The 26,862-nt window shown below is 41.4% G+C and carries 34 protein-coding genes and 1 tRNA gene; 10 read left to right on the forward strand and 25 right to left on the reverse strand.

Annotated elements, in window-relative coordinates; genetic code table 11:
- Positions 1-6 precede the first annotated feature (6 nt).
- Positions 7-861, forward strand: a complete 855-nt coding sequence (locus BAA9072_RS13595) for a MurR/RpiR family transcriptional regulator (protein ID WP_201715236.1) — start codon at positions 7-9, stop codon at positions 859-861.
- Between the two features lie 119 nt (positions 862-980).
- On the opposite strand, the gene BAA9072_RS13600 is transcribed toward BAA9072_RS13595, so the two are convergent.
- Positions 981-1,181: a cold-shock protein gene (locus BAA9072_RS13600; protein ID WP_034763533.1), complete on the reverse strand. Its 201-nt coding sequence runs from the start codon at positions 1,179-1,181 to the stop codon at positions 981-983.
- A gap of 374 nt (positions 1,182-1,555) precedes the next feature.
- On the opposite strand from BAA9072_RS13600, the gene BAA9072_RS13605 reads away from it, so the two are divergent.
- Positions 1,556-1,729, forward strand: coding sequence for a hypothetical protein (locus BAA9072_RS13605; RefSeq protein WP_167562135.1), 174 nt, complete (start codon positions 1,556-1,558; stop codon positions 1,727-1,729).
- Between the two features lie 141 nt (positions 1,730-1,870).
- On the opposite strand, the gene BAA9072_RS13610 is transcribed toward BAA9072_RS13605, so the two are convergent.
- Positions 1,871-1,942: transfer RNA gene (locus tag BAA9072_RS13610), tRNA-Val, on the reverse strand.
- A gap of 148 nt (positions 1,943-2,090) precedes the next feature.
- Between BAA9072_RS13610 and BAA9072_RS13615 the strand changes: the two genes are divergently transcribed.
- The gene (locus BAA9072_RS13615; RefSeq protein ID WP_201715237.1) at positions 2,091-2,315 is read left to right on the forward strand and encodes a WYL domain-containing protein; all 225 of its coding nucleotides are present in this window, start codon (positions 2,091-2,093) and stop codon (positions 2,313-2,315) included.
- Positions 2,316-2,370: 55 nt separating this feature from the next.
- Here BAA9072_RS13615 and BAA9072_RS13620 read toward each other — a convergent pair whose 3' ends face one another.
- From BAA9072_RS13620 to BAA9072_RS13635, 4 genes are all read right to left on the reverse strand, one after another.
- A complete protein-coding gene (locus BAA9072_RS13620) occupies positions 2,371-4,356 on the reverse strand; it encodes a TRAP transporter permease (protein WP_201715238.1) in 1,986 nt (661 codons plus the stop codon).
- Complete coding sequence (locus tag BAA9072_RS13625; RefSeq protein ID WP_201715239.1) at positions 4,343-4,864, reverse strand: DUF1850 domain-containing protein; 522 nt, start codon at positions 4,862-4,864, stop codon at positions 4,343-4,345. Before BAA9072_RS13625 ends, BAA9072_RS13620 begins: the two co-directional genes overlap by 14 nt.
- Before the next feature lie 121 nt (positions 4,865-4,985).
- Positions 4,986-5,981 (reverse strand): TAXI family TRAP transporter solute-binding subunit, encoded by a 996-nt coding sequence (locus tag BAA9072_RS13630; RefSeq protein ID WP_201715240.1) that lies wholly within the window; start codon positions 5,979-5,981, stop codon positions 4,986-4,988.
- Between the two features lie 296 nt (positions 5,982-6,277).
- Positions 6,278-6,850 (reverse strand): phosphatidylglycerophosphatase A family protein, encoded by a 573-nt coding sequence (locus BAA9072_RS13635; protein WP_201715241.1) that lies wholly within the window; start codon positions 6,848-6,850, stop codon positions 6,278-6,280.
- A gap of 150 nt (positions 6,851-7,000) precedes the next feature.
- Between BAA9072_RS13635 and BAA9072_RS13640 the strand changes: the two genes are divergently transcribed.
- The 4 genes from BAA9072_RS13640 to BAA9072_RS13655 all read left to right on the forward strand — a co-directional run bounded on the left by BAA9072_RS13640 (position 7,001) and on the right by BAA9072_RS13655 (position 9,619).
- Positions 7,001-7,726 (forward strand): alpha/beta hydrolase, encoded by a 726-nt coding sequence (locus BAA9072_RS13640; protein WP_201715242.1) that lies wholly within the window; start codon positions 7,001-7,003, stop codon positions 7,724-7,726.
- Positions 7,727-7,882: 156 nt separating this feature from the next.
- Complete coding sequence (locus BAA9072_RS13645) at positions 7,883-8,401, forward strand: YjcG family protein (protein ID WP_201715243.1); 519 nt, start codon at positions 7,883-7,885, stop codon at positions 8,399-8,401.
- A gap of 3 nt (positions 8,402-8,404) precedes the next feature.
- Positions 8,405-8,830, forward strand: a complete 426-nt coding sequence (locus tag BAA9072_RS13650) for a GNAT family N-acetyltransferase (RefSeq protein ID WP_201715244.1) — start codon at positions 8,405-8,407, stop codon at positions 8,828-8,830.
- Positions 8,831-8,944: 114 nt separating this feature from the next.
- Positions 8,945-9,619: a DUF421 domain-containing protein gene (locus BAA9072_RS13655; RefSeq protein ID WP_201715245.1), complete on the forward strand. Its 675-nt coding sequence runs from the start codon at positions 8,945-8,947 to the stop codon at positions 9,617-9,619.
- Here BAA9072_RS13655 and BAA9072_RS13660 read toward each other — a convergent pair.
- The 10 genes from BAA9072_RS13660 to BAA9072_RS13705 all read right to left on the reverse strand — a co-directional run bounded on the left by BAA9072_RS13660 (position 9,616) and on the right by BAA9072_RS13705 (position 15,698).
- Positions 9,616-10,512: an MBL fold metallo-hydrolase gene (locus tag BAA9072_RS13660; RefSeq protein ID WP_201715246.1), complete on the reverse strand. Its 897-nt coding sequence runs from the start codon at positions 10,510-10,512 to the stop codon at positions 9,616-9,618. The genes BAA9072_RS13655 and BAA9072_RS13660 overlap by 4 nt on opposite strands.
- A gap of 26 nt (positions 10,513-10,538) precedes the next feature.
- Positions 10,539-10,808: a hypothetical protein gene (locus BAA9072_RS13665; RefSeq protein ID WP_201715247.1), complete on the reverse strand. Its 270-nt coding sequence runs from the start codon at positions 10,806-10,808 to the stop codon at positions 10,539-10,541.
- A 158-nt stretch (positions 10,809-10,966) separates the two neighbouring features.
- The gene (locus tag BAA9072_RS13670) at positions 10,967-11,227 is read right to left on the reverse strand and encodes a stage VI sporulation protein F (protein ID WP_034763965.1); all 261 of its coding nucleotides are present in this window, start codon (positions 11,225-11,227) and stop codon (positions 10,967-10,969) included.
- Positions 11,228-11,817: 590 nt separating this feature from the next.
- On the reverse strand, positions 11,818-11,946 hold the full coding sequence (locus BAA9072_RS13675; RefSeq protein ID WP_201715248.1) for a YjcZ family sporulation protein: 129 nt from the start codon (positions 11,944-11,946) through the stop codon (positions 11,818-11,820).
- Positions 11,947-12,025: 79 nt separating this feature from the next.
- Complete coding sequence (locus BAA9072_RS13680) at positions 12,026-12,718, reverse strand: DUF421 domain-containing protein (protein WP_201715249.1); 693 nt, start codon at positions 12,716-12,718, stop codon at positions 12,026-12,028.
- A gap of 15 nt (positions 12,719-12,733) precedes the next feature.
- Positions 12,734-13,090: a stage V sporulation protein AE gene (spoVAE, locus tag BAA9072_RS13685; protein ID WP_201715250.1), complete on the reverse strand. Its 357-nt coding sequence runs from the start codon at positions 13,088-13,090 to the stop codon at positions 12,734-12,736.
- Positions 13,091-13,111: 21 nt separating this feature from the next.
- A complete protein-coding gene (spoVAD, locus tag BAA9072_RS13690) occupies positions 13,112-14,128 on the reverse strand; it encodes a stage V sporulation protein AD (protein ID WP_201715251.1) in 1,017 nt (338 codons plus the stop codon).
- Entirely contained in the window at positions 14,128-14,598 is a 471-nt protein-coding gene (spoVAC, locus tag BAA9072_RS13695; protein ID WP_201715252.1) for a stage V sporulation protein AC, read from the reverse strand. Before spoVAC ends, spoVAD begins: the two co-directional genes overlap by 1 nt.
- Before the next feature lie 12 nt (positions 14,599-14,610).
- Complete coding sequence (locus tag BAA9072_RS13700) at positions 14,611-15,078, reverse strand: sporulation protein (RefSeq protein ID WP_201715253.1); 468 nt, start codon at positions 15,076-15,078, stop codon at positions 14,611-14,613.
- 263 nt (positions 15,079-15,341) lie between these two features.
- Positions 15,342-15,698 (reverse strand): DUF1360 domain-containing protein, encoded by a 357-nt coding sequence (locus BAA9072_RS13705; protein ID WP_201715254.1) that lies wholly within the window; start codon positions 15,696-15,698, stop codon positions 15,342-15,344.
- 134 nt (positions 15,699-15,832) lie between these two features.
- Here BAA9072_RS13705 and BAA9072_RS13710 point away from each other — a divergent pair, with 134 nt between their 5' ends.
- A complete protein-coding gene (locus tag BAA9072_RS13710; protein WP_201715255.1) occupies positions 15,833-16,327 on the forward strand; it encodes a CotY/CotZ family spore coat protein in 495 nt (164 codons plus the stop codon).
- 53 nt (positions 16,328-16,380) lie between these two features.
- Here BAA9072_RS13710 and BAA9072_RS13715 read toward each other — a convergent pair whose 3' ends face one another.
- The 5 genes from BAA9072_RS13715 to mgtE all read right to left on the reverse strand — a co-directional run bounded on the left by BAA9072_RS13715 (position 16,381) and on the right by mgtE (position 22,271).
- The gene (locus tag BAA9072_RS13715; protein ID WP_201715256.1) at positions 16,381-16,926 is read right to left on the reverse strand and encodes a CotO family spore coat protein; all 546 of its coding nucleotides are present in this window, start codon (positions 16,924-16,926) and stop codon (positions 16,381-16,383) included.
- Between the two features lie 137 nt (positions 16,927-17,063).
- Positions 17,064-17,840 carry an enoyl-ACP reductase FabI gene (fabI, locus tag BAA9072_RS13720; RefSeq protein WP_148968482.1) on the reverse strand — a complete coding sequence of 259 codons (777 nt, stop codon included), beginning with the start codon at positions 17,838-17,840 and terminating at the stop codon, positions 17,064-17,066.
- A 334-nt stretch (positions 17,841-18,174) separates the two neighbouring features.
- Positions 18,175-18,663, reverse strand: a complete 489-nt coding sequence (locus BAA9072_RS13725; RefSeq protein WP_201715257.1) for a DinB family protein — start codon at positions 18,661-18,663, stop codon at positions 18,175-18,177.
- Positions 18,664-19,043: 380 nt separating this feature from the next.
- Positions 19,044-20,906: a monovalent cation:proton antiporter family protein gene (locus BAA9072_RS13730; RefSeq protein ID WP_201715258.1), complete on the reverse strand. Its 1,863-nt coding sequence runs from the start codon at positions 20,904-20,906 to the stop codon at positions 19,044-19,046.
- Positions 20,907-20,927: 21 nt separating this feature from the next.
- Positions 20,928-22,271: a magnesium transporter gene (gene mgtE, locus BAA9072_RS13735; protein ID WP_230980871.1), complete on the reverse strand. Its 1,344-nt coding sequence runs from the start codon at positions 22,269-22,271 to the stop codon at positions 20,928-20,930.
- Positions 22,272-22,554: 283 nt separating this feature from the next.
- Here mgtE and prpE point away from each other — a divergent pair, with 283 nt between their 5' ends.
- Positions 22,555-23,292, forward strand: coding sequence for a bis(5'-nucleosyl)-tetraphosphatase PrpE (prpE, locus tag BAA9072_RS13740; RefSeq protein WP_201715260.1), 738 nt, complete (start codon positions 22,555-22,557; stop codon positions 23,290-23,292).
- Between the two features lie 35 nt (positions 23,293-23,327).
- On the opposite strand, the gene BAA9072_RS13745 is transcribed toward prpE, so the two are convergent.
- The 4 genes from BAA9072_RS13745 to BAA9072_RS13760 are packed head-to-tail and all read right to left on the reverse strand — an operon-like array spanning position 23,328 to position 26,135.
- A complete protein-coding gene (locus BAA9072_RS13745) occupies positions 23,328-24,248 on the reverse strand; it encodes an RluA family pseudouridine synthase (protein WP_201715261.1) in 921 nt (306 codons plus the stop codon).
- A 14-nt stretch (positions 24,249-24,262) separates the two neighbouring features.
- Positions 24,263-25,060 carry an NAD kinase gene (locus BAA9072_RS13750; RefSeq protein WP_060670229.1) on the reverse strand — a complete coding sequence of 266 codons (798 nt, stop codon included), beginning with the start codon at positions 25,058-25,060 and terminating at the stop codon, positions 24,263-24,265.
- 21 nt (positions 25,061-25,081) lie between these two features.
- On the reverse strand, positions 25,082-25,741 hold the full coding sequence (locus BAA9072_RS13755) for a GTP pyrophosphokinase (RefSeq protein ID WP_201715262.1): 660 nt from the start codon (positions 25,739-25,741) through the stop codon (positions 25,082-25,084).
- A 19-nt stretch (positions 25,742-25,760) separates the two neighbouring features.
- Positions 25,761-26,135, reverse strand: a complete 375-nt coding sequence (locus BAA9072_RS13760) for a UPF0738 family protein (protein ID WP_201715263.1) — start codon at positions 26,133-26,135, stop codon at positions 25,761-25,763.
- A gap of 128 nt (positions 26,136-26,263) precedes the next feature.
- On the opposite strand from BAA9072_RS13760, the gene BAA9072_RS13765 reads away from it, so the two are divergent.
- On the forward strand, positions 26,264-26,851 hold the full coding sequence (locus tag BAA9072_RS13765; protein ID WP_201715264.1) for a CYTH domain-containing protein: 588 nt from the start codon (positions 26,264-26,266) through the stop codon (positions 26,849-26,851).
- Positions 26,852-26,862: the final 11 nt, after the last annotated feature.

A 26,862-nucleotide genomic window follows, 5' to 3' on the forward strand; every position in this document is an offset into this window, starting at 1 on the left:
TTTACCATGGAGGAACAGGCTCACCATTGTTTTCCACGAATCAGGTCCCATTACTCAAATTTAAGTGAAAAAGAAAAGATGATTGCTGATTTTATTATTGCTAATCCTGAAAAAATTATCCATTCAACCATCAGTGGGGTGGCAGAAGATCTTGGTATTGCAGACGCAACGGTATTCCGATTCTGCAAGCGTTTAGGTTTTAAAGGCTACCAGGCGATGAAGATTTCATTAGCTGCCGATATCGTGACTCCGATTGAAGATATCCATGAAACCATCCACGAACAGGACTCAGAAGGTGTCATCGCACAAAAAGTATTTCGATCCAATATGAGGACCCTTGAGGACTCATTACGCATCCTGAAAGAGGAAACCTTCCGGGAAGCAGTTCAGGCTATGCTCGGGGCAAGAAGGATTGAATTTTACGGTACTGGCGGATCAGGTTTCATTGCCATGGATGCCCATCATAAGTTTCTCAGGTCGGGCATGACCACTAACGCCTATAATGACTCACATATGCAACTGATATCTGCTTCTCAACTGACAGAAGATGATGTGATTGTGTTTATTTCTCATTCAGGTGCCAATAAGGATTTACTCGAAGTGTTGGAAGTTGCAAAGAAAAATCGTGTCACTACCATTGGCATCACCCACTTCGCCAAATCTCCTTTGAGCACCAGAATCGATATTCCGTTATTCACTGTCTCCCAGGAGACCGAATACCGTGGAGAGGCCCTCGCCTCAAGAATCAGTCAGCTAACTATAGTGGACGCCCTCTTTGTCAACATCATGAAGAAACGAAAAGATTTATCCAAATCCTCCCTGCAAAAAATGCGTGACGCAATTTCCATTAAAAAGATATAGACTGTTAATAAATAGAGGGACGGACCTTTAAAGGTCCGTCCCTTATCTGCATTATCCATATAAAAAAATAAAAAAAACAGACTCACGGATGAGTCTGTTTTTGGAGTTGTAACGTTAGATTATGCTTTACGTACGTTAGCTGCTTGTGGTCCACGAGCACCCTGTTCAACGTCGAAAGATACTTCTTGACCTTCGTCAAGAGATTTGAAACCTTCACCTTGAATCGCTGAGAAGTGTACGAATACGTCGTCTCCACCTTCTACTTCGATGAATCCGAAACCTTTTTCTGCGTTAAACCATTTTACTTTACCATTTTCCATGTTTGTTGCCTCCTAAAGTGCTTTACACACAATATATTACTATTCTTGCGATATCAGGTGAAAACCAAATCTTGTTCTTCCCTCGTATACCGGACAAAAATAATTCTTCTATAGAATAACAGTAATGAAACAAATAAGCAAGTTCTTGACGAAGAACTTTTGAAAGTCAGACCTCCGACACACTAAGGAACACCGCTCCTTTCTACACATCTATTTGTATGATATGAACGGCACCTCCCATTCCCGCTATTTGAAACCGTTTCCTTTTTAGTCCTTTTGAAGGAACGTGATCGTTTTATAAGATTATCACTCATGGGACTCTAAAACGAAGGGTAAACTGTGGTATAATGATTAAATATGAAAGGGAGTGCCCAATGAAATCCACAAAAAATCGGTTCAGTAATGGTTCTATGGTTACGATTAAGGAAACTGGCGAAACAGTGACAATATTAAAATGGCAGTACGTCAAAAACATGAAGCGATATTCTTATATCGTGAAGGAACATCCAGGCACATTTTATTTTGAAGAAGAATTAGAAGTAAACTAAAAGCCATCATACTTTTAATAGGATTTTGACAAGGACTCTTACCCAATTTCAGCAGAGTCCTTTATCATGCAAACAATAAATGTTGAAAAAATATAAAAAAAAGACAGCATCATGTACATGATGCTGTCTTTTTTCTATGTATGACCTGTGAGGGATTCGAACCCACGACCCCTTCCCTGTCAAGGAAGTGCTCTCCCACTGAGCTAACAAGTCGCATTGGAAGGTATATATTCTATTATATTCATGAACAGAAAAATGTCAATGGTTTTTCACTAGATTATTCTCTTTTTCACTCTTCCACGTATAAAAGAACATCCGTTCGTATATACTGTCAGTACATCCAGTTGAGGAGGGCATCCAAATGATGAGATTAGTAAAGCGTTCATTACTGGAACGACATCCCATTGAAATCATTTACATGGATTCGGAACTGCAGTGTACGAAAAGAAGGATACTCGTGAAAAAAGTTGAAACGAACTATATTACAGCTTACTGCTTTTCCAGAAAAGATATCCGCAAATTTAAAATTCACGATATTTTAGCCGCTTTTCCTCCCCTCCCTCGTCTAAATGAAACATTTTCCTGACTTCATCACTATGAAAAAGAGGCTGAGCCCTAAAATGGATCAGCCTCTTTTTGTTTTATGCCGTTGCTCGTGTTGGTGTTTTATCTTCTCTTTTAATAAAGAATTGCAGAGCCAGCATGATACCGAATAAAACCAAACCAATAATATCCGACATTCCCTCCGGATAGATCAGTAATAATCCCGCTGCTACGCAGAGGAGTCGTTCAATGACGAATACTCTTCTATACCAATAGCCGATCATACCTGCTCCGATCGCCATCATTCCTGTAATGGCCGTAAAGACGACCCATAGTAATCTTGGAATGGTTGTATCAATCATTAACAGTTCAGGGGACAGGACGAACATGTACGGTATGATAAAGGCAGCAATGGCCAATTTAGCCGAATTGACACCTGTCCGTATCGGTTCTCCTCCCGACACCCCGGCAGCGGCAAATGCAGCCAGTGCCACAGGCGGCGTGATATCCGCTATGATCCCGAAGTAAAAAACGAATAAGTGAGCCGCTAACTCAGGTGCTCCCAATAGTATTATCGCAGGAGCAGCGATTGTCGATGTAATGACATAGTTTGCTGTAGTCGGAGAACCCATACCAAGTACAATCGACGCAATCATCGTGAACACTAATGTAAGGATCAACTTGCCCTCTGTGGAATTGGTAAGATCAGCTGCCAGATCCACCAGCCCATTTGCAAGGGTCAATCCTAACCCGGTTTTCGTCACGACCCCTACAATCATACCTGCTGCGGCTGTAGCCACTGCTACAGATAGAGCAGTTCGGGCACCGTCCACAAGGGCATCTACTGCATCCTTGAAACCGATTCTTGTATCCTTTCTTATCGCACTGACGGCGATAGTTATAACAATCGACCAAAGCGCTGCACGCATAACGCTCATTCCGCTGACCAATAAAATGATAACTGCCAGTATTGGAAGAAGCAGATAAATCTTCTTGAACACTTCTTTACGGTCGGGCATTTCTTCATCAGATAATCCGCGAAGACCAATTCGCTTAGCTTCAAAGTGGGTCATGATCCAGATCCCTGTAAAGTAGAGTACAGCAGGTATCGAGGCTGCTTTCGCAATATCCCAATACGATATCCCACCGATAAACTCAACCATCAGGAAAGCAGCTGCTCCCATAATTGGTGGCATTAGCTGACCACCAGTCGACGCAGCCGCTTCTACCCCACCGGCAAACTCTTTACGGTACCCCAGCTTTTTCATCATAGGAATGGTGAATGAACCTGATGTTACAACGTTTGCGACAGAGCTTCCACTAATGGTTCCTTGAAGGGCACTGGAGAAAATCGCAACCTTAGCCGGCCCACCGACACGCTTTCCAGCTATCGACACAGCTAAGTCATTAAAATATTGTCCGACGCCTGTTTTCACCAAAAATGCCCCAAACAAAAGGAACAGGAAGATGAAAGTGGCTGACACATACAATGGGGTCCCAAGGATCCCTTCACTGGTAAAGAACATCGTTTTTACGATATCATCCCAGTCGTATCCTCTATGGGCAAGGAAACCAGGCATCAACCTGCCATAATACATATACAGGATGAATGCAGAAGCAATAATCGTAATCGGTAACCCGACGGCACGACGGGTCGCTTCCAATACAAGGATCATGGCAGCGAAACCAACATAAAAGTCCAGGGAAGTCATTAATCCCACCCTGCTTACGATGTCATCCTGCATGATCGGCCAATAAGCACCAATTCCAACAGAAATGATTGAAAGAACGATATCATACCAGGCAACCTTATTCTTCTTCAGATTTTTCTTCCGTGCAGGAAATAATAGGAACACTAAAGAAAGAGCAAACCCTAAATGAATGGATAATAATAATTGCCTAGGGATGAATTGAAAGATGGATGCTACTAATTGAAATAATGAAAACGCTAATAATCCGAAGAATATGATCCATTTGAACGTTCCATGATAGAATTTTCTTGTGGATGATTCAGGATCATATTTCTCAAGTAACTCTTGTTGTTGCTCTGCAGTCAATGATTCAAACTCTTTATCTTTCTCCAACTACAGTCACTCCTTTCCACTGATCATAAAGTGATTGTTTCTTTAATTGAACCCGAACGACAGAACCTTTATCAAAGTAGTCTGCAAAAGGGTATTCCTTGCCGTCCAGCACGAGACGATGATTGGCGACAACCTGTCCGATCCGGATATCAATGTATGGAAACACTTTATTCATATTAGAAATTAAATATTTGCCTTCTTTCGTTACTTCAAAAACTTCATCCCCTTCTGCATTGGCAGGCATCCCAATAGCAGTATCTTCATAAAGTAACTTGGTTTGTTGAATTTGATTTGATGATGTTTGATGATAAAACTCCTCTACTTCTGATAGATGGATAGAGTGAGTATAACGAACCGAAAATGAATGATCTTCGGAAAGGCTGAAAAGGACAGAGTCCCCTGATGTACTTCTTGGTTCTATTACCAAAAAAATGTGTAAAGGTATAAAAAGGATAACTAAAAGACATAGAATAAGGAGAAACGCTCCTGTGAATATAAATTTCTTCATGTAGAATTCCCCACCATTCCATTTTCACATCCGTTGTGCATCCGTGAAATGGGTTTCTACCAAAACAAAAGAATAGACCGTGTTAAGCGGCCTATCCCTTCGTCCATCTTTTGGTGTGAACCTATTCCATTGAAATTCCTTTTTCATCAAAGTATTTCTTAGCACCTGGATGTAATTCAATGCCCATCCCTTTGAGTCCATCTTCCGCCTTGATCAACTTACCTTTGGCGTGGGTGATTTTATCCGTATTTTCAAAAATAGCCTTGGTTACATCGTAAATGACATCTTCAGAAATGTCAGCGTTCGTAACAAGCATGGCACGAACGGCAACAGTTGTCACTGCCTCATCTACCTTACTGTATGTTCCTGCAGGGATTTCATCCTCTGAGTAATAAGGGTACTTCTCGATTAACTCGCTGACCTTCCCTGACTCTACAGGTACGATCGTGATGTCTTCCGTTGCAGCCAAGCCTTCAACCGCTCCAGTCGGGGTACCAGACGTGATGAATGCGGCATCAATTGTACCATCCTGGATACCCGTAGTTGAATCATCAAATGACAAGTTACGAGCCTCCAGATCTTCCAGTTTAATTCCATGAACCTCAAGAATCTGAGTGGCGTTCAATAATGTTCCTGAACCGGCTTCACCGACCGAAACAACTTTCCCTTTAAGATCTTCCACTGATTTGATACCTGAATCTTTCGTGGTGACAATTTGAATTGTTTCCGGATAGAGAGTCGCAATACCCCTTGCGTTTTCTACCTTGTTATCTTTGAACATTTCTGTTCCCTCAGAAGCATAAGACGCAATATCTGTTTGCGTAAAAGCAATTTCCGTTTTACCGTCTTTAACAGCGGCCATGTTTTCAGCAGATGCACCTGAAGTGGATGCCGAAGACTTGATTCCGGTTTCATCTTCAATAATCTTAGCGAATGTTCCGCCTAACGGGTAATATGTACCCCCTGTTCCACCTGTAGCAATTCCAATGAAGTCAACCTCTTTGTTACCTTCACCATCAGATGATGATCCTCCACCTGATCCGCCGCCGCATGCAGCAAGAATGACAGATAGAACTAGAAGTAGTGCAGTGCTTAGGAATAAACTGCGTTTTTTCATATTCTAATTCCCCCTATTAAATTTTATACGTTAACGAAATAATTGTAACACAAACTGTAACAATCTTGTCAATTCTAATACATAAACTTTTAACTTTTTTCATAAAAAACCTCTTTCTTCATTCCTCTTATTACACAATGTCACGAATAATGCTTCATTATTCTATACAACCAACGTACGCATGCATAGGGAATGTATAAAGCGTTTACAATCATTCTATTTTCATTTCATACACGACGCATATTTGTCCACATAAAAAGGACTGAAGTTAAATGTCCATCCTTCAGTCCCCACTGTTATATAATAGTTTCTTTTTTACCGATTAATTCTTCATTCTCAAATTTAAGCTTATCTTCTTCAGAAATGTTTTCTTCCCGGTCCCTCAGGCTGTGTGCAATCCTTGATGAAGCATTGGCTGCGATGCTTGCAACGATATCATCCAAAAAGGTATGTACCCCTTCCCCGTTTTTTGTGTCCAATTCACGGATGATCCCGATCTTATTTTTGTCAAGATGACCAAAGGTGGTTACGGCTATACTTCCATATCCAAGGGCAGCCCCCAGTGCAATGGTCTCATCGACTCCGAACAGACCTTCATCCGTTTCTACGATCGATTGAAGGGGCTCTGAAAGCTGCTTCTGTTCAGCAAGCTGATCCAATTCGACTCCCACAAGAATCGCATGCTGAATCTCCCTTTTTAACAGCACTTTCTTCACGCTATCAATACAATCTTCCATAAGAAGCTCATGATTATATGCGTACTGCATTTCATAAACGATTTCGGCAATATCCTCTATGGATACACCCCGATCTTCCAGCCTTTGTAATGCAGCCTTGGTAACATCTCTTGAGTGAACAGGTTTATTCATACTCATTCCCCTTTCTGGGCGTTCCCTTTCTGTTGAAAATTATAACACTTTTTCGAATTTTCGTATTGTAATCCGCTTTCGGGAAATAAATAAGGGATTATGATACAATCTTTCTGTAAACGTTAACACAGATCTTAGGAGGCTATTGTCATGACAACTGCAAGAGGAACCGTAACCGAAGTAAACCTCTTTAGTAAAGAACTGAACGAAGAGATGAAAATGCTCGTTTATTTACCGGCAACGTACTCTCCCCTTTATAAATATTCCCTGCTCATTGCGCAGGATGGAAAAGATTACTTCCAGCTTGGAAGGATCCCCCGACTCGCGGATGAACTCCTTTCGAAAAGGGAAATTGAAAATATGATCATTGTAGGGGTCCCGTACAAGGACGTAGATGATAGAAGAAGGAAGTACCATCCCCATGGTGAGGAAAATAGTGCCTATATCCGATTTTTGGCACATGAATTAGTCCCATATTTAGATGAGCATTACCCTACTTATCATATGGGAATGGGACGCGCTCTCATTGGAGATTCATTAGGTGCAACAGTGTCGCTTTTGACTGCATTAAAATATCCGAACACATTTGGCAAAGTACTCCTTCAATCTCCATTCGTCAATGAGAAAGTGTTGGATGCTGTGGATGACTTTACTCAGCCTCACCTGTTAAGCATCTACCATATTATTGGTAAGCAGGAAACTGAAGTAAAAACGACGGACGGAAAGGTTAAGGACTTTTTAAAACCAAACCGACAGCTCCACGAAACATTCGAACAAAAAGGATTTTCTTCCTTCTATGATGAATTCGACGGTGACCACACATGGAAGCATTGGCAACCCGATTTAAAGCGTGCATTAAAAATGATGTTCAGTTGACGTAAGCGACAAGGGCATCCTTGTCGCTTACCAATGAAGTATAAGATCAGCCGGAATCACCCTATTCCTCTTTCGTTCGCCCTATATTAAATTTTTGAAAAATTTGCTATACTATACATATAACAATGATAGTTAAATAGAGGAGGATTGAAGAAAATGAATTATGGTATAGTCATTTTCCCATCGAAAAAGCTACAAGATATCGCGAACTCTTACAGGAAGCGCTATGATCCTCATTATGCATTGGTCCCGCCACATTTGACATTAAAGAACGTCTTTAGTGCAGATGATGATCAAATTAAAGAGATCGCAGGGAAACTTTCTGCAATTTCAAAAAAATACGACCCCTTCAATTTAAAAGTGTACAAAGTAAGTTCCTTTCAACCTGTAAATAACGTTATTTATTTCAAAGTTGAGTCCAAGCCTGAACTGCAAGGGCTGCACGATGACATGCATAATCAAAACTTCATGGGTGACGAACCTGAATTCGCTTTCGTTCCTCACATTACAGTCGCCCAGAAGCTCTCTAATGATGAGCATTCAGATATCTTCGGTTCACTCAGCATGCTCGGTATCGATCATGAAGAGACAATCGACCGTTTTCACTTACTTTATCAGTTAGAGAATGGATCCTGGACCGTGTACGAAACATTCCGATTGGGAAAGGGAGAATAAACGGTGAAAGTCGTAGTTGCCAAGACAGAGGATCAGATCCAAGAAGTATTCAACATTCGAAAGACTGTTTTTGTAGAAGAACAAAAGGTTCCCCTTGAAGAAGAGATCGATGAATATGAAAACGACTCCACTCATTTCGTTCTTTATGACCAAAGTCATTCGGTTGGGGCAGGGCGTTTTCGTATTCTTGATGGAGTAGGAAAAGTAGAAAGGATCTGCGTCCTTCCAGCCATCAGGGGGAAAGGGGCAGGGCGTGAACTGATGCTGGCCATTGAAGAATATGCAAAGCAGCAGCCCTTATCCCAATTGAAGCTAAATGCTCAAACCTATGCGATCCCTTTTTATGAAGGGTTAGGCTATGAAGTTATATCCGATGAATTCCTGGATGCAGGCATTCCACATAAAACAATGAAAAAGACCATCCAATAAAGAACAGTGTATCTAGTTTCAGGACTAGATACACTGTTCTTTTTCCTTTGTTCCTTCGTATATTCAGCTCAGTTCTCGTCGATAATGGTGAAATGTATGGAAAGGGGGAACCTCATGGAAATCAAGTCCATTGCCATCGAATTAATCGTTGGATATTTCGCATTGCTCATTCTGACAAAAATCCTTGGCAAAACACAAATCACACAAATATCAGCCTTTGATTTCATTTCCGCTTTAATTCTTGGTGAGCTCGTGGGTAACTCCCTTTATGACGGGAAAACAACGGTTTATCCTATTCTCGCTGCCATTTCAATTTGGGGTAGTTTGATTTTCATTACTGAATACTTCACTCAAAAATCAAGACGGTTTCGACATATACTGGAGGGAACTCCATCATTAATCATAAATAAAGGACAAATAAACTTTAAAGAACTCAAGAAGAATCATTTGGACTTGAATCAGCTGCAGCATTTACTTCGGGCAAAGGATGTATTTTCTGTAAGAGAATGTGAATATGCCCTCTTGGAATCAGACGGCACGTTGAGCGTCATTCGGAAGCCACTTTATGATATGGTACAACGTCAGGATCTTCAATTACCAATCAAGGCCGCCACCCTCCCTCTTTCATTGATCGTCGATGGGGAAATCGTCTATGATAATTTACTCCTTGCCGGACAAGAAGACACGTGGTTGATAAACGAAATTAAAAAACAAGGCTTTCTCTCCTCAAAGGACGTGCTATACGCCGAATGGGAAGATGGGAAAACCTTGTTGGTTCAAGGATATTAAAGAGGCTTTACAATGAGCTCATTGCCTTCAATCAAAAATGATAGGAGCTTCTTCCTTTCCAGACTTGTGAGATATGCTGTAACCGATGTTCTATATAGCAGCCACTGCCCCACATTCGATACAGTGATCATATGTAAATCTAAATATTCTCTCATGATGTGGTCGATGGTCTGTCCGTTTGGACTATCAATTACCATTGCTAATAGAGAGTTCATTCTGTCGTTGTGAAGTTCTATATTTTCCTTCACTGTATAAGAAATGTCTTCTTCGAAGTGTCCATGACCAGGGATTGCTCCTTTGCAGGAAATGTGAAGGAGCTTTTCTAATGATCTCAAGGTTTGATCCGCATCCACAATAAAGGGTATCACATGCTTTTTTAACATAGCACTTCCAAAATAACTGTCTGCTGCATAAAGGATATCATCTATCAGGAGGCCTGCCTGACTATATGAATGCCCCGGTAAATCAATGACTTCAAAGGTGAACGGACCAATTTTGTTTTCTCCAGTCACAATCTCCCCGTCTATCTCCACTGCCTGTCCTTCCAGAAATTTATTCCGGAGTTCTTTTATAGGAACAGCCCCGTTAAACAAATAAATGGGTTCCAAGATGGGACTCTCCATAATGGATTTTTCCAATTTAGGGGCAAACATTTCAATCCCCCATTTTTTCTTTAAATAATGGGCACCTCCAAAATGATCGGCGTGGGCATGGGTGATTATACAATAATCAAGGGGCATCTTTTCACTCTCAAGCTTCCTGATTACCTTCTTCATGGCCGAGTCATCCAATCCGCTGTCGATCAGAAGCCCCTTTCCCCTCTTTACACAATACCCAATCGTAACAGCTCCCGTAAACGCAAAGCAATGTTCAGTGAATTGCTGAAGTTCCAAGTCAATACCTCCAATGAATCGATTCACTATACATATTCGTTAAAGTGTTTTCCTTTTCCTGTTAGTTGTGCTAATAATGTGGTTGGAATGGATGATTTACTCTGAGAATGATAGGGAGTTGTCCTTTGATTGAATCGGACTTCATCAGTTGTTTCTGTTTCTTGGAAATGGGTGTTATTTTTAAGTGGATTGATTGAATGTATGGGGAAAAAACTGAACGGATCCTTATTAACTTTTATTTCCCTTTCTTGATATTGTTTGTATTGATAGTGAGGAATTGGCGCAATATATCCCATGGTATTACCTCCTTGGTTTTACTTACCCAATTTTTGGTTTTGAAAAACGTGTAAACGCTACTCTTTTAGATCCCTTCAAAAAAGAAAGAAGAATTAACATAAAATACGTGGCTTACCGTTTTTTTATGTCCATTCTTCTTGATTTAGTGAAAATTCTTTTATTTCTTCCCCTTGTTTAACATATTGGAAATTGTACCAAAGTCCAGTTGCTTACCGTCGTTCACAATCGATTGGACAATTTTATCTTCCATTTCCTTGTTTACAGGTTTATTGGCAATTTTAGATACTCGTTTGATGACGCTTCTAACCGTTGCTTCATCTTTGAAATTCGCATTTTGTAATGAGTTCGCAAGCTCTAACACTTCGTTCATGTTTACGCCTGTCTTCTTCTCTAAATTCTTAAAAAAGTTATTATTCATTTCCATCACGCCTCCTTTTAACTATAAGCATCATATGTAAAAAAAACAGGAGCGTGAATTGAATTGAAAATTATTTAGGCATTTTCCCTTAGCCTCACTCTAAATAAAAGGCTCTTTTCGCAGAAGATTGAGGTTATGATTACAAATACACTATTACCACTACTCTGACATTGAGTGAGTACGGTAGGGTGAGGGGAACTGCTCCGCTTTCCACGGACGTTCGGCCGAGCTTCCTCAGCTTTTTGCTTCCGGGGTCTCGGCACGCCAGTTTTTCCGTATGAATCTACGCGGTTCCCCTCACCCTCTAAAGGATCATTTTGTGTCAGAGCTAAACAGTCCATTTTCACCAGAAAAGAAAAAGAATATTCGTACTATTAGGCAATAATGCATTCCTTACATTTTTGTTGTAGTGAAAAACGTCGCTTGGACAGTTTGATTTTCGCTCCAGGTGCTCGCCTCCTGGCGGGAAGCGATCACCTGGAGCGAAAATCAACCACTATACCCTTCTTCAAAAGCAACAATGTTTATGAAAACAACCAAACAAAAAGACAAAATCCCTCCAATGAGGATTCTGCCTTTTGTACCCCTTTCTAACAGAAGCTGGCTCCAACGATAATTAATAGAATGAAAAGCACAACGATTAATACAAACGTCGAACCATATCCGCCGCCATAACCGCCGCCGCCATATCCACAGCCACCGTAACCATATCCATACATTTACTGTCACCTCTCTTTTACCTTTAGTCTCTTATAACATATGTATAAAGAGAGGTTTACGTATGGGCTCTTGGATAATTTATTGTGTGTTTGTCCAATCGAACAGGTCAAAGGTCAAGTTGCCTTCTGCATCTAATTGGGCAAGAAAGATGGATTCCACTTTCAGTTTTCTCTTCGCCAGCTCACTTACTAACCATGTTAAGGGAAAACCAATTTCCGACAGGGCTTTTTGATCAATCTTACCGTCTGTAATCACGGCTTGTGGAGGGGTGGACTTTTGCGATAAAGCAAATACATCTTCTCGAACAAGCAGCTGCTTTTCTTTTTTCAAAAGAACACTTAAATCCCCGTTGGTATCAAGTGATGCAAATTCTACATCCGCTGCACGGAAAACATCCTTTTTCCGCAGTTGCTCGAGCAACTCATCGACAGAATATTTTTCTTTTTTCAACGCTCTTTCATCGATATTTCCATCCTTAATGAATACTGTGGGTTTTCCTTCAGCAAATCTTCTAAAGCGAATACTCTTTAATGATAGGAAAGAAAACAACAGGGGGAACGCAAACCATAATAGAATACTCATAAGGCCTTCACTTAATGGCAGGCCCAGATCCATTGATAGAGTTCCAGCAATGCTCCCCACGGTGATCCCTGTGATGTATTCGAAAAAAGATAATTTTGAAAGCTGTTTTTTCCCTAATAACTTGGTGATGGCAAACAGGGAAAGCAGGATAAATAAACTTCTCACCGCCACCTGTAAGTATTCAGGCATCTATATTCACTCCTATCATCCCTTTGGTTTAAACAGGAGCGCCCCAATGAAACCAAAGATGATGGCCGAAGAGATCCCAGAGCTTGTGACTTCGAACATACCGGTGAGGACCCCAACTACTCCATGTTCCCCGGCTTCCTGCATAGCCCCGTTTACAAGGGCGTTCCCAAAGCTCGTAATGGGAATGGTTGCTCCCGCCCCGGCAAAATCGATGAGAGGCTCGTATAGACCGAATCCTGAAAGGATTGCTCCTGAGACCACCAGCAGACTTAAAGTGTGGGCTGGGGTTAATTTCGCCACATCAAACAATAATTGACCGATTACACAAATGATACCGCCTATCGTAAATGCCCAAAAAAACATCGCTAACACTTGGTTTCCTCCTTTAAAGCCCTACAAATACTCAATCGACACTGCATGAGCAATACAAGGAATCGATTCGCCTTGTTGAAATGTAAGGGGTGATAACAGTGCACCTGTCGCTATGACTAAAATACGTTTATACGTTCCTTTTTTCATTTCATTCAATAAATGACCATAAAGCACGGTTGCTGAACACCCTGGTCCACTTGCCCCGGACTGGACCGGCTGATCTTCACCGTAAATCAACATTCCGCAATCTTTAAATTGTTGATCCGATAGTGGATAGCCTTTTTGCTTCAGCATTTCAAGGGCCGTCTGTCTTCCGATTTTGGCAAGGTCTCCGGTTATAATGAGATCATAATATGAAGAATCTCTCCCCAGATCCTGAAAGTGGCCAGTGATCGTATCGACAGCCGCCGGGGCCATAGCGCCGCCCATATTAAATGGATCCTTCAACCCCATATCCATTACCTTTCCGATGGTGGCAGAGGTCACTCTGGGAGCCGGTATAGTAACGGATGCCCCTTCACCAATCACGGCATAGCCGGCACCAGTGACGGTCCACTGCGCAGTTGGAGGTTTTTGGCCGCCGTATTCAGTAGGGTAGCGGAACTGCTTCTCGGTAGCGGAATTGTGACTGGAGGCTCCTGTAACTACATGATGGGCCCCATGGTAGTTGACTAAAAAAGCCGAGAGGGCGAGACCCTCCATTGATGTAGAACACGCGCCGAACAATCCGAAATACGGAATTCCGTTGGTTCTTGCCGCAAAGCTTGAAGGGGTAATTTGATTGATCAGGTCCCCGGTTAAGAAAAATTGAATATCATCCTTTTGCAGAGATTGTTTTTCCAGTGCAATTTGAACGGCATCCTCAATGAGAGTGCGATTAGCTTTTTCGTATGTGTCCTGCCCCATCCATACATCATCGTAAAACTGATCGAAGTCAGCGGTGAGGTTTCCTTTTTTCTCAAAAGGTCCACCTACAACCCCGGTTGAGAGGATGGCCGGGTTTGTAGGAAACACCCATGATCTTGAACCCTGTAGCATTAGACTACCCCCAACTGGATTAAAATGGTCTTGATTAAGGCAACAACAAAGGCTGAGAATACCCCGAAGACAATAACAGAGCCTGCCAGTTTGAAAATATTTCCTCCAACCCCAAGGACGAGGCCTTCTGTTCTGTGCTCAATGGCCGCAGAAATCACAGCGTTCCCGAAGCCTGTAACGGGGACGGCACTTCCAGCCCCGCCAAATTGGCCAATGTGGTCGTACACCCCGAAGCCAGTCAGGAGCATGGCGAGAAAGACCATTGTCGCAACCGTCGGATTCCCTGCTGTCTGCTCTGTGAAGTTGAAATAGTAAATGTACATGTACGTAACCGCTTGTCCGATTAAACAGATGAAACCGCCGACAAAGAATGCTTTAATGACATTTTTAAGTAAGGGCCGCTTCGTTTCGTATTGTTTTTCTAACTGTTCGTACTTCTTCTGTTCTGGTGTTTTCGGTGTTTTCCCCACAAACCATTCCTCCTACGTTTTTTCCTTTTGAAGCTTCACGATATCCTGAAACTTGTTTTCAGCATCCTTCTTAGAGATTGAACCTTTTTTCAGCTTTTCTTTTAGGCGGATGGTCTCGAGAAAGATTTTATAATCACTGGATAATATAAAATCTTCTTTGGGATATTTATCCTCTAAATAGCCATCCATTTTTTTTTCGATACTTTTCATTTTGAATCTATGCATATGTTTCACTTTGTAAACAACGAGCGTTTCTTCCTTCCCCTGGATGACAGCGACGTCGTAGAGCTCCTCCATCTTGGAAATTTCCCTCTTGATGGCATGACCGTAGCTGTCCGTCTCAGGATTGTCCACTAATTCGATGGGTGGCGGATTGGTTTTCTTCATAAGAGCAATCTTGCTGTCATTTCCATCTTCCTTATTTGCGCAACCGATCAACACAAATACTGCAAGCGGAATGATGATCCGATTTTTGTTCATTCTATATCCCTCTTTTATTTGTACTCATCCTTTATTTTTTTCATAAAGTCATTTTTTATGAAAAAAAGACTGCCCAATTTGAGCAGCCTTAGCTTTTTTTCACTTTCGATCCACAACCGCATCCTTTTTTCTTGGTGGATGAGTTTCCCTGATTCTTTGTATTTATAGAGGTTTTCTTCACTTTTTATATCCTCCTTTACCCTGTTTCCCTTTTTAGTATATGTGAAGAAACCTTAGCTTGTTTCCACTAATTACCTATGTCATCAGGCAGTATTCCAACTTTGGACGGCCGCTTCTAAAATGGCGGCTATTCCAGCAACCGCCAATAATGTAATAAGGGGATTGAAATACAATGGGAAAAAGAAATATCCTCCATAAAGGAAACAAGAAACCCATATACCCGTGCACCAATAACAGGATAATAATTCTCCGATAAAACCCACTAACCCGCCTTTTTTAGGGGAGAGATAGATGGCTTCCTCACCATCCTCTTCCACCACTATGGATTCATCAAAAAATGGAGCTCTTAAAAATTCGGTGATCTTGTCAAAGACAATGAGGTGGGTTAATCGAAAAATGGCTAACCCAAGGGCAATCAGTTCGACAAAAGTAAGTGGCAATGGAAAGACTCCCTTCATTTAGCAAATTATACAAGCCCAAATTTTCAAAAGAGGGCAGATGTCCGTTACCTAATTGCCTACATGGCAATATGTTAGTAATGTAAATGAAATTCAATTTAAGGAGGAACTTCTATATGGGTTGCGGAAGAGATAAAGACAAAAGTTCAAAAGATCGTGGTTGCGTATGTCAAGCCGTTCGTGCTATTAAAGATATTCAAGACGAAGCAAATCAAGAGTGTAACGATTGTAAAAATGATTGTTTCCTTGAGCCACTAGGTTCAATGGTAAGTCCCAGCAATCGGTTGAATACTCGTATCTTTAAGTTATATCTTAAAAACGGTGAGACCTTTAAAGCGCATATCAAAGGATGTCCTTGGAAATCACCATTTTTCCGAGTGAAGGAAGTATTCGATAACTGCTGTGCGACTCTTCAAGTGTTAAAGCCTGACTATGCTGAAGGTACTGGTTCTGGGTCAAGGTCCAGGTCTGGCTCTGGGTCTGATATGGAGACTATGGGTAATAACACTGAATGGGTATTTACAGGAGAGTGTATCACAGTTGATCTGGATTGCTTCTGTGCGATTCAATGTATCAAGGACGTACACGTATTCTTGGAATGCGAAGACTAATCCTCTAGTTTCAGATGAAATAAGCCAGCCGGGTATCCCGCCTGGCTCTTTTTTTATTGAAGGCCAATCATCTTGATGGATTGCAATTCATTTTTCTTCATTTTCACTTCTTCCCCTTGAAAGCTTTTAACAATTATTTCATCCTCTTCTTCCACCAGTATGACACCTTTCACAGTCATTTCCCCATTTGAAAACTCACACGGAAAGGGTACTTTACCGGAGATACTTGCAGAAATGTACTCTAATTTCTCATTTATTGACAAATCCCTGAATGGCTTTAATCTTCTAAAAGCAGTAGCAGCCGTTTTCCGTTCAGGAAGCTGAGGAATCGATTTGGTCGCTGAATTTTCATTTTGGTCCTCATGGAGCACAATAGACTTCTCATCAAGAAATTTATTTTCCTGGATCTCTTGCTTTTCAAGTGATTCAGCGGCAGATAGGTTTATATTGTGCTTACTTTCTGTTAGGGGTTGAGATTGGGGGGGCGATTTCTTTTTAGTTGAGCGGTAAGTAACTTGCATATTGCCTTTAACCTCTTCTAATGTCGGCTGGTTAATATATAGCATAGGTTCTCTCCCTGCATTTTTCTCTTTTCTCACAAAGGCACCTCCTAATAGTTCTCCACTTTTATATGTATGCAAAAAGTGCCCATGGGTTTCTTTTTTATGAAAACTTTACAAAATGAAAAGAAAAAAGAAATGGCAGTGGGAATGATTCCCCACTGCCGTTTCTTTCTTTATCCCAGTACGTGATAACCTGAATCCACATGAAGATTTTCCCCTGTGATTCCTCTTGAATAATCACTGAAAAGGAACACTGCCGTATCTCCCACTTCTTCCTGTGTCGTATTGCGACGCAGCGGAGCACGCTCTTCGATTTCTTTTAGAATGCTGTTAAAGTCACCTACACCTTTTGCTGAGAGGGTGCGAATCGGTCCTGCAGAAATGGCATTAACCCGGATGCCATGCTTCCCAAGGTCGCTCGCAAGATATTTCACACTTGCTTCAAGAGATGCTTTCGCTACACCCATGACATTATAATTTTGCATGACTCTCTCTCCACCGAGGTAGGTCATGCTAACGATGCTTCCACCTTCTGTCATAAGATCCTTAGCCACTTTAGCAACTGCCGTCAAGGAGTAAGAGCTAATATTGTGTGCAAGAAGAAAACCGTCTCTTGTCGTATTCATATAATCTCCTGCAAGTTCTTCCTTGTTGGCAAATGCGATACAGTGAGCCAGTCCGTGAATGACACCCACTTCCTCTTTGATCGTTGCAAAGCATTTTTCAATATCTTCATCACTTGTTACATCACAAGGCAGAACGAGTGAATCTTCTCCGCCTTCGAGTGTTCCGGCAAGATCACTGACACCTTTTTCAAAACGTTCTCCTGCATATGTAAATATCAAGCGAGCACCGGATTGATGCAATGAACGGGCGATTCCCCAAGCGATACTTCGCTTGTTTGCCACTCCCATCACGACATATGTTTTACCTTTTAATGAAAGAGTCATTATAGTCCTCCTAATTAATACATGTTATTAGTACCTACTACTAATTCTACCCCAATCTCCTGTAAAAGAAAAGCTGTTTTAGTAAACTTTGTTGCTTTTGAAAATGCGAGTGCCGGGTTGATTTCCACTTCCACGCCAGGCCCACGCTTTTACCCGGAGCCGTGAGTCTTAACCCCATTGACGTTCATAAGCTAAATGGGCCAATCAGAATAAATAATCCAACAGTATAGAAAATAGCTCTTATAAAATAAAGTGGCAGTGTTCAATTACAATGTGCAGGTGAACTCGTAACTAAGAAGAGCAAAATAGTGAACGCACCTATACCTATCCTATCCTATCCTATCCTCTTTTTTACATCTTCTATTTGAAGTAAATGCCTTTGTTCATGCTTTCCGAGCAGCTCAAACACCTGCCAGATCGGCATTTCTCCGAAGCGATGATGGTGCATGGATCGATCATTCAGATCCTCTTTCGTATATTGATCAAGTAAGTGTAATGTTAAGGTACGTGACTTGTCCAGAGCATTCATCAAGTCTACCATGTTCATTGGATCCGACGAAGGTTCGATCGGTGCTTTTAATTTCGTGGATTCATCGTCAAATACAGATAAATCAACTGGAGTACTTCTTGTTGTAACGGACTTCAACTTTGCAGATTCGATAGCTAAAGTCAAAAAACGCGTTTCTGCTCCGGCCAGATGAAGAACAATTTGAGCAATGCTCCATTCTCCGGGTGAAGGCTTTTCATTCAGTTTTTCAAATGATAAATCCTCCAGACTCTCCTTTACCCTTTCTCGGATCTCCACTATTCTCGTTTCCCACATGTATATATCCTCCTTACTCTATATTTATTAGAAAATTGAGTTAATAATTCTTTATAAAAGGCTCTCTTCGTTTTATGATGACAAATACACTATTTGCACATGCTCTGACTTTGAGTGTGTGCTGCAGGGTGAGGGGAACTGCTCCGCTTTCCGTAGGAGTCTACGCAGTTCCCCTTACCCTTTAAAGGAGCATTTGGTGTCAGAGCTAATGGTGGACCATTTAGCTTATGACCTCGAGTGGCCTTGCCGGTGGAAAGCGAGCACCTTTCGTTCCAATCAACTAGCACTCACTAATTTATCAGTAACAAAGTTTGCGAAAAAAGCCTTATAAAAAACAAAGCTCCCCAAGAAAAGGTTCTCTTGGGAAGCAAGGTTCATGGTTAGCAGTATTCACAGAATTCGAGTTCCCGCTTGAGTTCATCCACATATTCTTTTGAACCTGTGACGATTAAACGGTCATTCATGTGTAGTTCTGTATCCCCATGGGGAACGATGGAATCCTTCCCTCTGAAGATCCGGACAAAGATGACATCTCCCGTAAACGGGAATTTACGAAGTGTCATTCCTTCAAACTGACTGTTCAGCATACGGATTTCATAAAGGGACGTTTCCTGATTTGTCAGGATGTTCATAACGGATGGTGACTCAATGAGTGCCCTTAATAACGCTTTGGTTGACAAGAATACGGAGTATACTTCGATATCCTGTTCACGCAGGCTTTCATGCAGATCCGGGCTTTCCACCCTTACAATCACGCGACCTACTCCATACTCCCTTGCCGTGACGGCGAGGGTGGCATTCACTTCTTCATCCCCAGTGGAGATTACGATGATATCCGATTCAAAGATATTCTTTTCCTCCAGCGTATCAAGTTCATAATTCTCGATCTCATTGATCGTAAACAGTGAATCAGCAATACTCCGATCAGATTTATCCTGCTTAGTATGATACAGCACCGGTTCATACAAGGAAGATTGAAGTTCTCTAGAAACCGGCATTGTTAACTGATTGGCCCCCAAGAACGTAATCTTCAACTTTTTTTCTTTCGCACTTTCCCTCGGGAAAAGCTTTTTAAAGAGGATTGGTGTAATGATACATGTGATGACGGCAACTAAAATGAGGGTACCGCTCATTTGAGCTGTAATAATCTCGATTCTTTCTGCAATTTTTGCAGCAGCAATCACCAATGATAATGTTGATGTAAGTAAAAATGCTGAGGCAATCGTTGTTTTCGTATCATACCAGTATCTCAATAAGTAAACCGGAATGATTTTTGATATCAGGAATGCCAAAACCAATAATGGGATGAGTAAGAGCATTTTCTTATCGCTCAGTAGAGACCCAAGATCGAGCTCCACTCCGATCATTACGAAGAAGATCGGGATTAAAAATCCATATCCAAATGAATCAAGCTTATGGACCATTTCCTGATTTGGAGCAAGCAAGGAAACAAGCACACCTGCAAGGAATGCTCCGAGGATATTTTCCGCTCCCACCGTCTCAGATACCGCCACAAGTAAGATGATCAATGTAAAGACAGCACGCGTACCAATTTGAACCGTCCCTGTGGATAAGCTTTTGATGAATGGATTGTTCTTCAATCTTTTTGCAACGAAGTACAATAGCACTCCAACCCCAAACAGGATTAGAAGGAGCCACATATTCCCGTGACCTTCTCCGTAAAGAGAAACGAACACAGCAAGTAAAATCATAGTCACAAGGTCTGCAATGACCGCTACGAGCAATATGATCTGCCCGATGGCACTTTTCATGATATGGGCTTCTTTAAGTGTCGGTACGACGACTCCCAGTGATATCGTCGAAATGATCAATGTCATCAAGAACGCATTATCGATGAGTCCAAATAGGACAAATAGATAAGACAACCCCAGAGATACAAAGAAAATACCGATGAAAATGATGATCGCCAATTTCAATCGATTTGGTTCCTCTTTACCATTCGGCAACATCTCTTTTTTCCTTTTACCGCCTGAAAAAGCCGTGAAATCAATTTCGAGACCACTTAAGAACATGAGGAATATAAACCCCAGGGTAGATAAAGTCTCAAGCCACATGTCCTGATGAACAAAATTAAATCCGCTCTTACCAATAACTAATCCCATGATGATTTCCGCGATTACAACCGGGATAAAATTCAACTTAAATTTATGTAGCAAAATGGGAGTTAAAAAAGCTACTAGAATAACGATGACAAGCGATGCAACAGATGCATGTTGTTCCATTCATTCCTCCCCCTCTTCTCTCTATATTAGGTAATTCATAAACATAGTCGCTAAACCAAGATATATCAAGGTACTGATGACATCATTAATCGTGGTGATAAAAGGACCGGAAGCGACGGCCGGGTCTACTTTTAGCTTGTGCATAATGAGGGGCACTAATGTACCGGCTAGGGTTGCAACGAATAATGAAATCAACACGGAGACCCCGATAAGGATCCCTAAGAAGAGTTCACCCTTCCAAACATAGACAATAATACTGACAACAATTCCGCAGGTTGTGCCTGTAATAAGTCCTGTACCTGCTTCACGAATGACCAGGGACATCTTATTTTCCGTTTCAAGGTCGCCCGTCGCAATTCCCCTTATGGCAACGGCAAGTGCCTGTGTTCCGGTATTTCCAGCCATTCCGGCAATCAATGGAATAAATACAGCAAGGATCGCCAATTTATCCAATGTGGCCTCGAATCTACCGATGAGGCTTGCTGTGAACATTCCAAGAAATAACAGGGCAATCAGCCAAGGCAGACGTTTTTTCGCTGCATTTATGGGGCTTCTGTCAATGGAATCCAAATCGGCGATACCGGCAAGTTTGGAGTAGTCATCGGACGCTTCCTCTTCCATAACGTCCATGATGTCATCTACTGTAATGATTCCAAGGAGATGATGCTGAAAATCGACAACCGGGAGAGCAAGGAAGTCATAGTCCTTCATTTGTCGAGCAACTGCTTCTTGATCTTCACTTACACCAACAGCCATGACACGACCGCTCATAATTTCACCGATCATGACATCATCATGGCTAATGATCAAATCTCTAAGGGAAATAACCCCTACCAGCTTTTTATCATCGTCCACAACATAGATATAGTAAATCGTTTCTGCATTCGGTGCCTCATTTTTTAGTATGTACATGGCAGAACGCACCGTCTGATTTTTAGAAATGGCTACGAACTCAGTGGTCATGATACTACCGGCAGTATACTCTTCATAGTGCAATAACTCTTTGATCTCTTTAGCCGACTCATCATTCATGATTGTCAAATAACTGACAACCTGCTCTTTATCCAGCTCATTCAAAACATCCACTGCGTCATCTGCATACATATTAGAAAGCATTTCTGCAGCATATGTAGGATTCATCTCGGCTAAAATATCCTGATAATCCTCTTCGTCTATATCCAGACTTTCAAAAAGCTCCGCCATTTCCTCAGGTGAAAGATAATGGTACAGTCTGCTTCGTAAATCTTCATCTATTTTTGAGAAAAACTTTGCTTGGTCATAAGAGTGTAATTGAACAAATTCTGAACGGAATAAATCCAGATTTTCTTCTTGAAGGGCTCTAATGAGAAGGTCTTCATCATACATTTCCTTTTCCTGCTTTTCTCTATCTTTTTCTGGATCTTGAGTTACCTCAGACATTAATACACCCTCCTTTTTATCATGAATTGTATATAGTCGTAATAATACTAGCAAATCTCAAGACAATTGTCTCTTATGAAATCATAAACATGGATGTATCCCTTTGCTTTATTATGTAATAATAATGCCTGAAGAAGGAATAAACGAAGGATTTAAATACTGAATCATTAATATGTCATAAAATACGTGAAAAGAAAAGAAAAAGGCACACTACGAAAGAGGAATTCAGATGAAAATTGATATTATCGGTGATATTCATGGCTGCTTTAATGAATTAAAAGAGTTAACGTTAAAGATGGGGTATGAATGGAGTATGGGACTGCCTATTCATCCTGAAGGGAGGAAGCTGGGCTTAGTGGGAGACCTGACCGACCGTGGCCCTCATTCACTAAAGACGGTATCCACCGTCTTTGAACTTTTTCAAAAGGATTCCGTTTATTACGTCCCTGGTAATCATTGTAATAAGCTTTATCGCTATTTCTTAGGTAACAAAGTAAAAATCCTGCACGGGCTGGAGACAACCGTAGCCGAACTAAGTTCCCTTCCGCAAAAAGAAAGGAACAGATTTCGCGAAATGTTCGTTAAATTATATGAACAAGCTCCTCTATATCAGGAATTGGATGAAGGCAGGCTAATCATTGCTCATGCAGGCATTAAAGAGAATTTAATCGGAAAACAGACTAACCGGGTAAAGACCTTTGTCCTCTATGGAGACATATCAGGGGAAATAAATGAAGATGGCACCCCTGTCAGAAGAGACTGGGCCCGTGACTATAAAGGGGATGCCTGGATCGTATATGGTCACACACCGGTGAAGGAAGTCCGTATCGTGAATAAAACGGCTAACATCGACACGGGTGCAGTATTCGGCGGAAAGCTTTCTGCTATCAGATATCCCGAGATGGAAGTGGTGAGTGTAACTTCAGGGATGCCTCTTGTGAAAGAGAAGTTCCGGGTGATGGAATGACCTTCTTAATGTATGAATAGAAAAAGAGACCCTCTTCAGTCTTGCCGAAAAGGATCTCTTTTCCCATTATTTTCGAGCAGTGTCCTCATATCACAAGGTAAAGGAGCCTCCAGGCTCAGCCAATCCTTTTTAACCGGATGAAAAAAGGATAATTCCCCACAATGTAGAGCCTGTCTTCCTATCAGCTTTAAACTTCCGCCATATAAATCATCACCTGCTAGTGGATGCCCGATAAAAGATAGGTGAACCCGGATCTGATGGGTTCTGCCCGTTTCCAGCCTTAACTCGATGTAAGCAAACCCGGGAAACTGCTCCTCCACCCTATATTGAGTCAAGGCATACAGTCCATCGCTCCGCACTTCTCTTTCAATGATGCTGTCGGATTTTCGGCCAATCGGTTCTTCAATAATACCGCAGCCGTTGTCCAATACCCCTTCAGCAAAGGCTTTATACGTCCTCTTGATTTCCCTTTTCTTCTGCTGAAGGCTGAATAAATGATGAACATGCCGGTGTTTCGCCACGAGGACAAGACCGGATGTGTCTTTATCCAATCGGGTAACAATATGTACTGTAGACGAAACACCGCTTTTAGCAAAATACCCTAAAACGGCGTTAGCGAGACTACCCTTTGGCTCATCTTTCGTGGGTATGGATTTCATTCCCCATGGTTTGTCGATAACGAGAACATCTTCATCTTCATATACGATGGACAGAGCGGATTGCTCCGCGACTAACGTGTCACTCGGTTTTTCTTCGGGAAATCTTACTTCAAGGAAATCCCCTGAAGACAGGTGGTAACGAACATTTTCTTCATGCCCATTGATTGTGATCCTTCCTTCGTCAAACTTTACAGCAGTCAGTGTCCGCTTTGACAAATGCTGATCGATTAAAAATTCTCTCATCATCTTTCCTTCATAGCTTGACGGGATGATCCATGTAAGCTTATATCCCTTCATCTGACACTACACCTTTACTCATCCGCTACAAATGAATCATGCACCCGTTTCCAGAATGGGAAAGGGCGGAACCTGGCAAATCGAATCTTCTCATCTGCAACACGATATTGAATGCTTTTCACATCTTTATGAAGGAGTGAAAGATGATCGATCGTCACCAGAAAATCCGGTCCATTTACAGGTTTCAACATGCATGTATGATGTGCAGGTAAAATAAGAGGGGATCCAATGGTCCGAAACACCCGATTATTGATGGAAGCCATTTCAGCGAATTGAATGGCAGGCAAGGACGGGTGAATGATCGCCCCACCCAGCGCCTTATTATATGCCGTACTGCCTGAAGGAGTAGATAAACATAGTCCATCTCCTCTGAAGCGTTCAAAATGCTGCCCCCTGATTTCCACATCCATAACAAGGGTTCCTTCCACGCTTTTAACCGTTGATTCATTTAAAGCCAAGTAACGGGTTTCCTTTCCACCATGCTGATACCGGATAATGGTTTCCAATAATGGATACTCAATGATTTGATAAGGTGTCTTGGCAATGGCAATGACAAGCTTTTCAATCTCCTCAGGCACCCAATCGGCATAGAAACCGAGGTGACCAGTATGTACACCGACAAAAGCTGTCTTATCAAGCCTCGATCTGTAGCGATGAAATGCGTAAAGAAGCGTGCCATCCCCACCAACAGATATGACGATATCCGGTTGATCGTCATCATAGATCAGGTTGAAATCTTGTAGATATGTTCTCATCTTATGCATTAATGTATTGGATTTCGAATCACCTTTTGATGTAATCGCGAACTTCATTCGTTTACCCCCTTCAAGTCACTACTGTTTTAGTTGATCGTTAGAGCTATTCCCACGCTGATCCTTTTCCTTTTTGTTTGTGAAAATGACTTGGGCTTCCTGGATTTCTTCACGGATCAAACTCATTTCTTCATCGAGTCTGAATGCAGCCTCCGCAGCACTTTGCAGACGATAACGAATCTGTTCAGGAATCTGTCCACTGTATTTATAATTCAATGAGTGCTCAATTGTAGCCCAAAAATTCATCGAAAGAGTACGTATTTGAATTTCTACCAGAATGTTCTTTTCTCCGTGAATCGTTTGTACCGGATAATCGATGACAACATGATAGGAGCGGTATCCGCTTTGTTTCTTATGGGTCACATAATCACGTTCTTCTATGATCGTAAAATCCTTACGTCCACGAAGCTTATCCACTACCACATGAATATCCTCAACGAATTGGCACATCATCCTGAGTCCTGCGATATCCTGTAACTCTTTTCCTATATTTGATAACTTGATCCCTTTTTCATTTGCTTTATCAAGAATACTCGCGATAGGCTTTACTCTTCCTGTCACGAATTCAATGGGAGAATGGGTGTTATGAAGTTCATATTCTCCCCTCATTCCTTTAAGCTTAATCTTTAATTCATCAACCGCTTGCTTGTAGGGAGCTAAAAATTGTTCCCAGTGATTCATTCCCCTCACCTCTACACGCCTACTTTTCAAGAAATACGCTTTCTACCTTTTTAACCATTTCGTCACCGTAGTTCCCGTTTCCTTCTATATTATCTACTAGATATTCAAGCTCTTCTGTGAATTGGTCCAATTCCAATGAATGATCACCGCTTTTGGCAAGGACAGTTGCTTTTTCCTTCAGGGCTTTTTTCAGTTCCGGCCAGATTGACTCTTCCAGATATAAATATATGTATTCCTCTTCATTTTCTGCTAAGTAAACGAAAGCATAGCGATCAGAGTCTGCAATGATCTGACCGGCGGCAGATGTATCTTGTAAGAGATCCGCTTGGTCCGTATGTAAGTATAATGTACCGTTTTCATATGTTGTGTGTTGAAATTGAACAATTTTTCTCATGCTTTTCTTCATCCTTCCATTAAACAATCAGTATCATTTTAACACAACACAACCATTTCATCTAAATATTGAAGTTCCCTATTATTAAAGAGATAATAGAAGAAGTATGCAAGGAAAGGATGCTTGTCATGGCTCAGGAAATTGAAATTGAATTTAAGAATCTCGTAACAGAAGAGGAATTTACCCGATTAACCTCACATTTCCATATTAAAGAGGAGGATTTTACCTCTCAGGACAATCACTATTTTGATACACCGGATTATCAATTAAAAGAAAAACAATCTGCCCTCAGAATCCGGGAGAAAAAAGGAGTGTATACGTTAACGTTAAAAACCCCTTTGAACGAAGATCTCTTAGAGACGCATCAATCCATATCCAAGGAGCAAACAGATTCCCTATTACAAGGAGGTACATTTCCAAAAGGAGAAGTCGCAGATGTATTGGATTCTCTTTCTATCTCACACCTATCTCTTCATCACTTTGGGACACTATCGACAAGAAGGGCTGAAATCCCCTATAAGGATGGACTTCTTGTTTTCGACAAAAGTTCATATTTACAAAAAGAAGACTGTGAGCTTGAATATGAAGTGAAAGAACGGAAATCAGGTGAAGTGGCATTCCATGAGTTACTGGAGGAACACCACATTCCACAACGCAAAACAGAAAATAAAATCAAACGTTTTTACTTGGAAAAATTAAACCAAGAGAAATCGTGACCGATATATAT

The organism is Rossellomorea arthrocnemi (assembly GCF_904424705.1).
Lineage (GTDB): Bacteria > Bacillota > Bacilli > Bacillales > Bacillaceae_B > Rossellomorea > Rossellomorea arthrocnemi.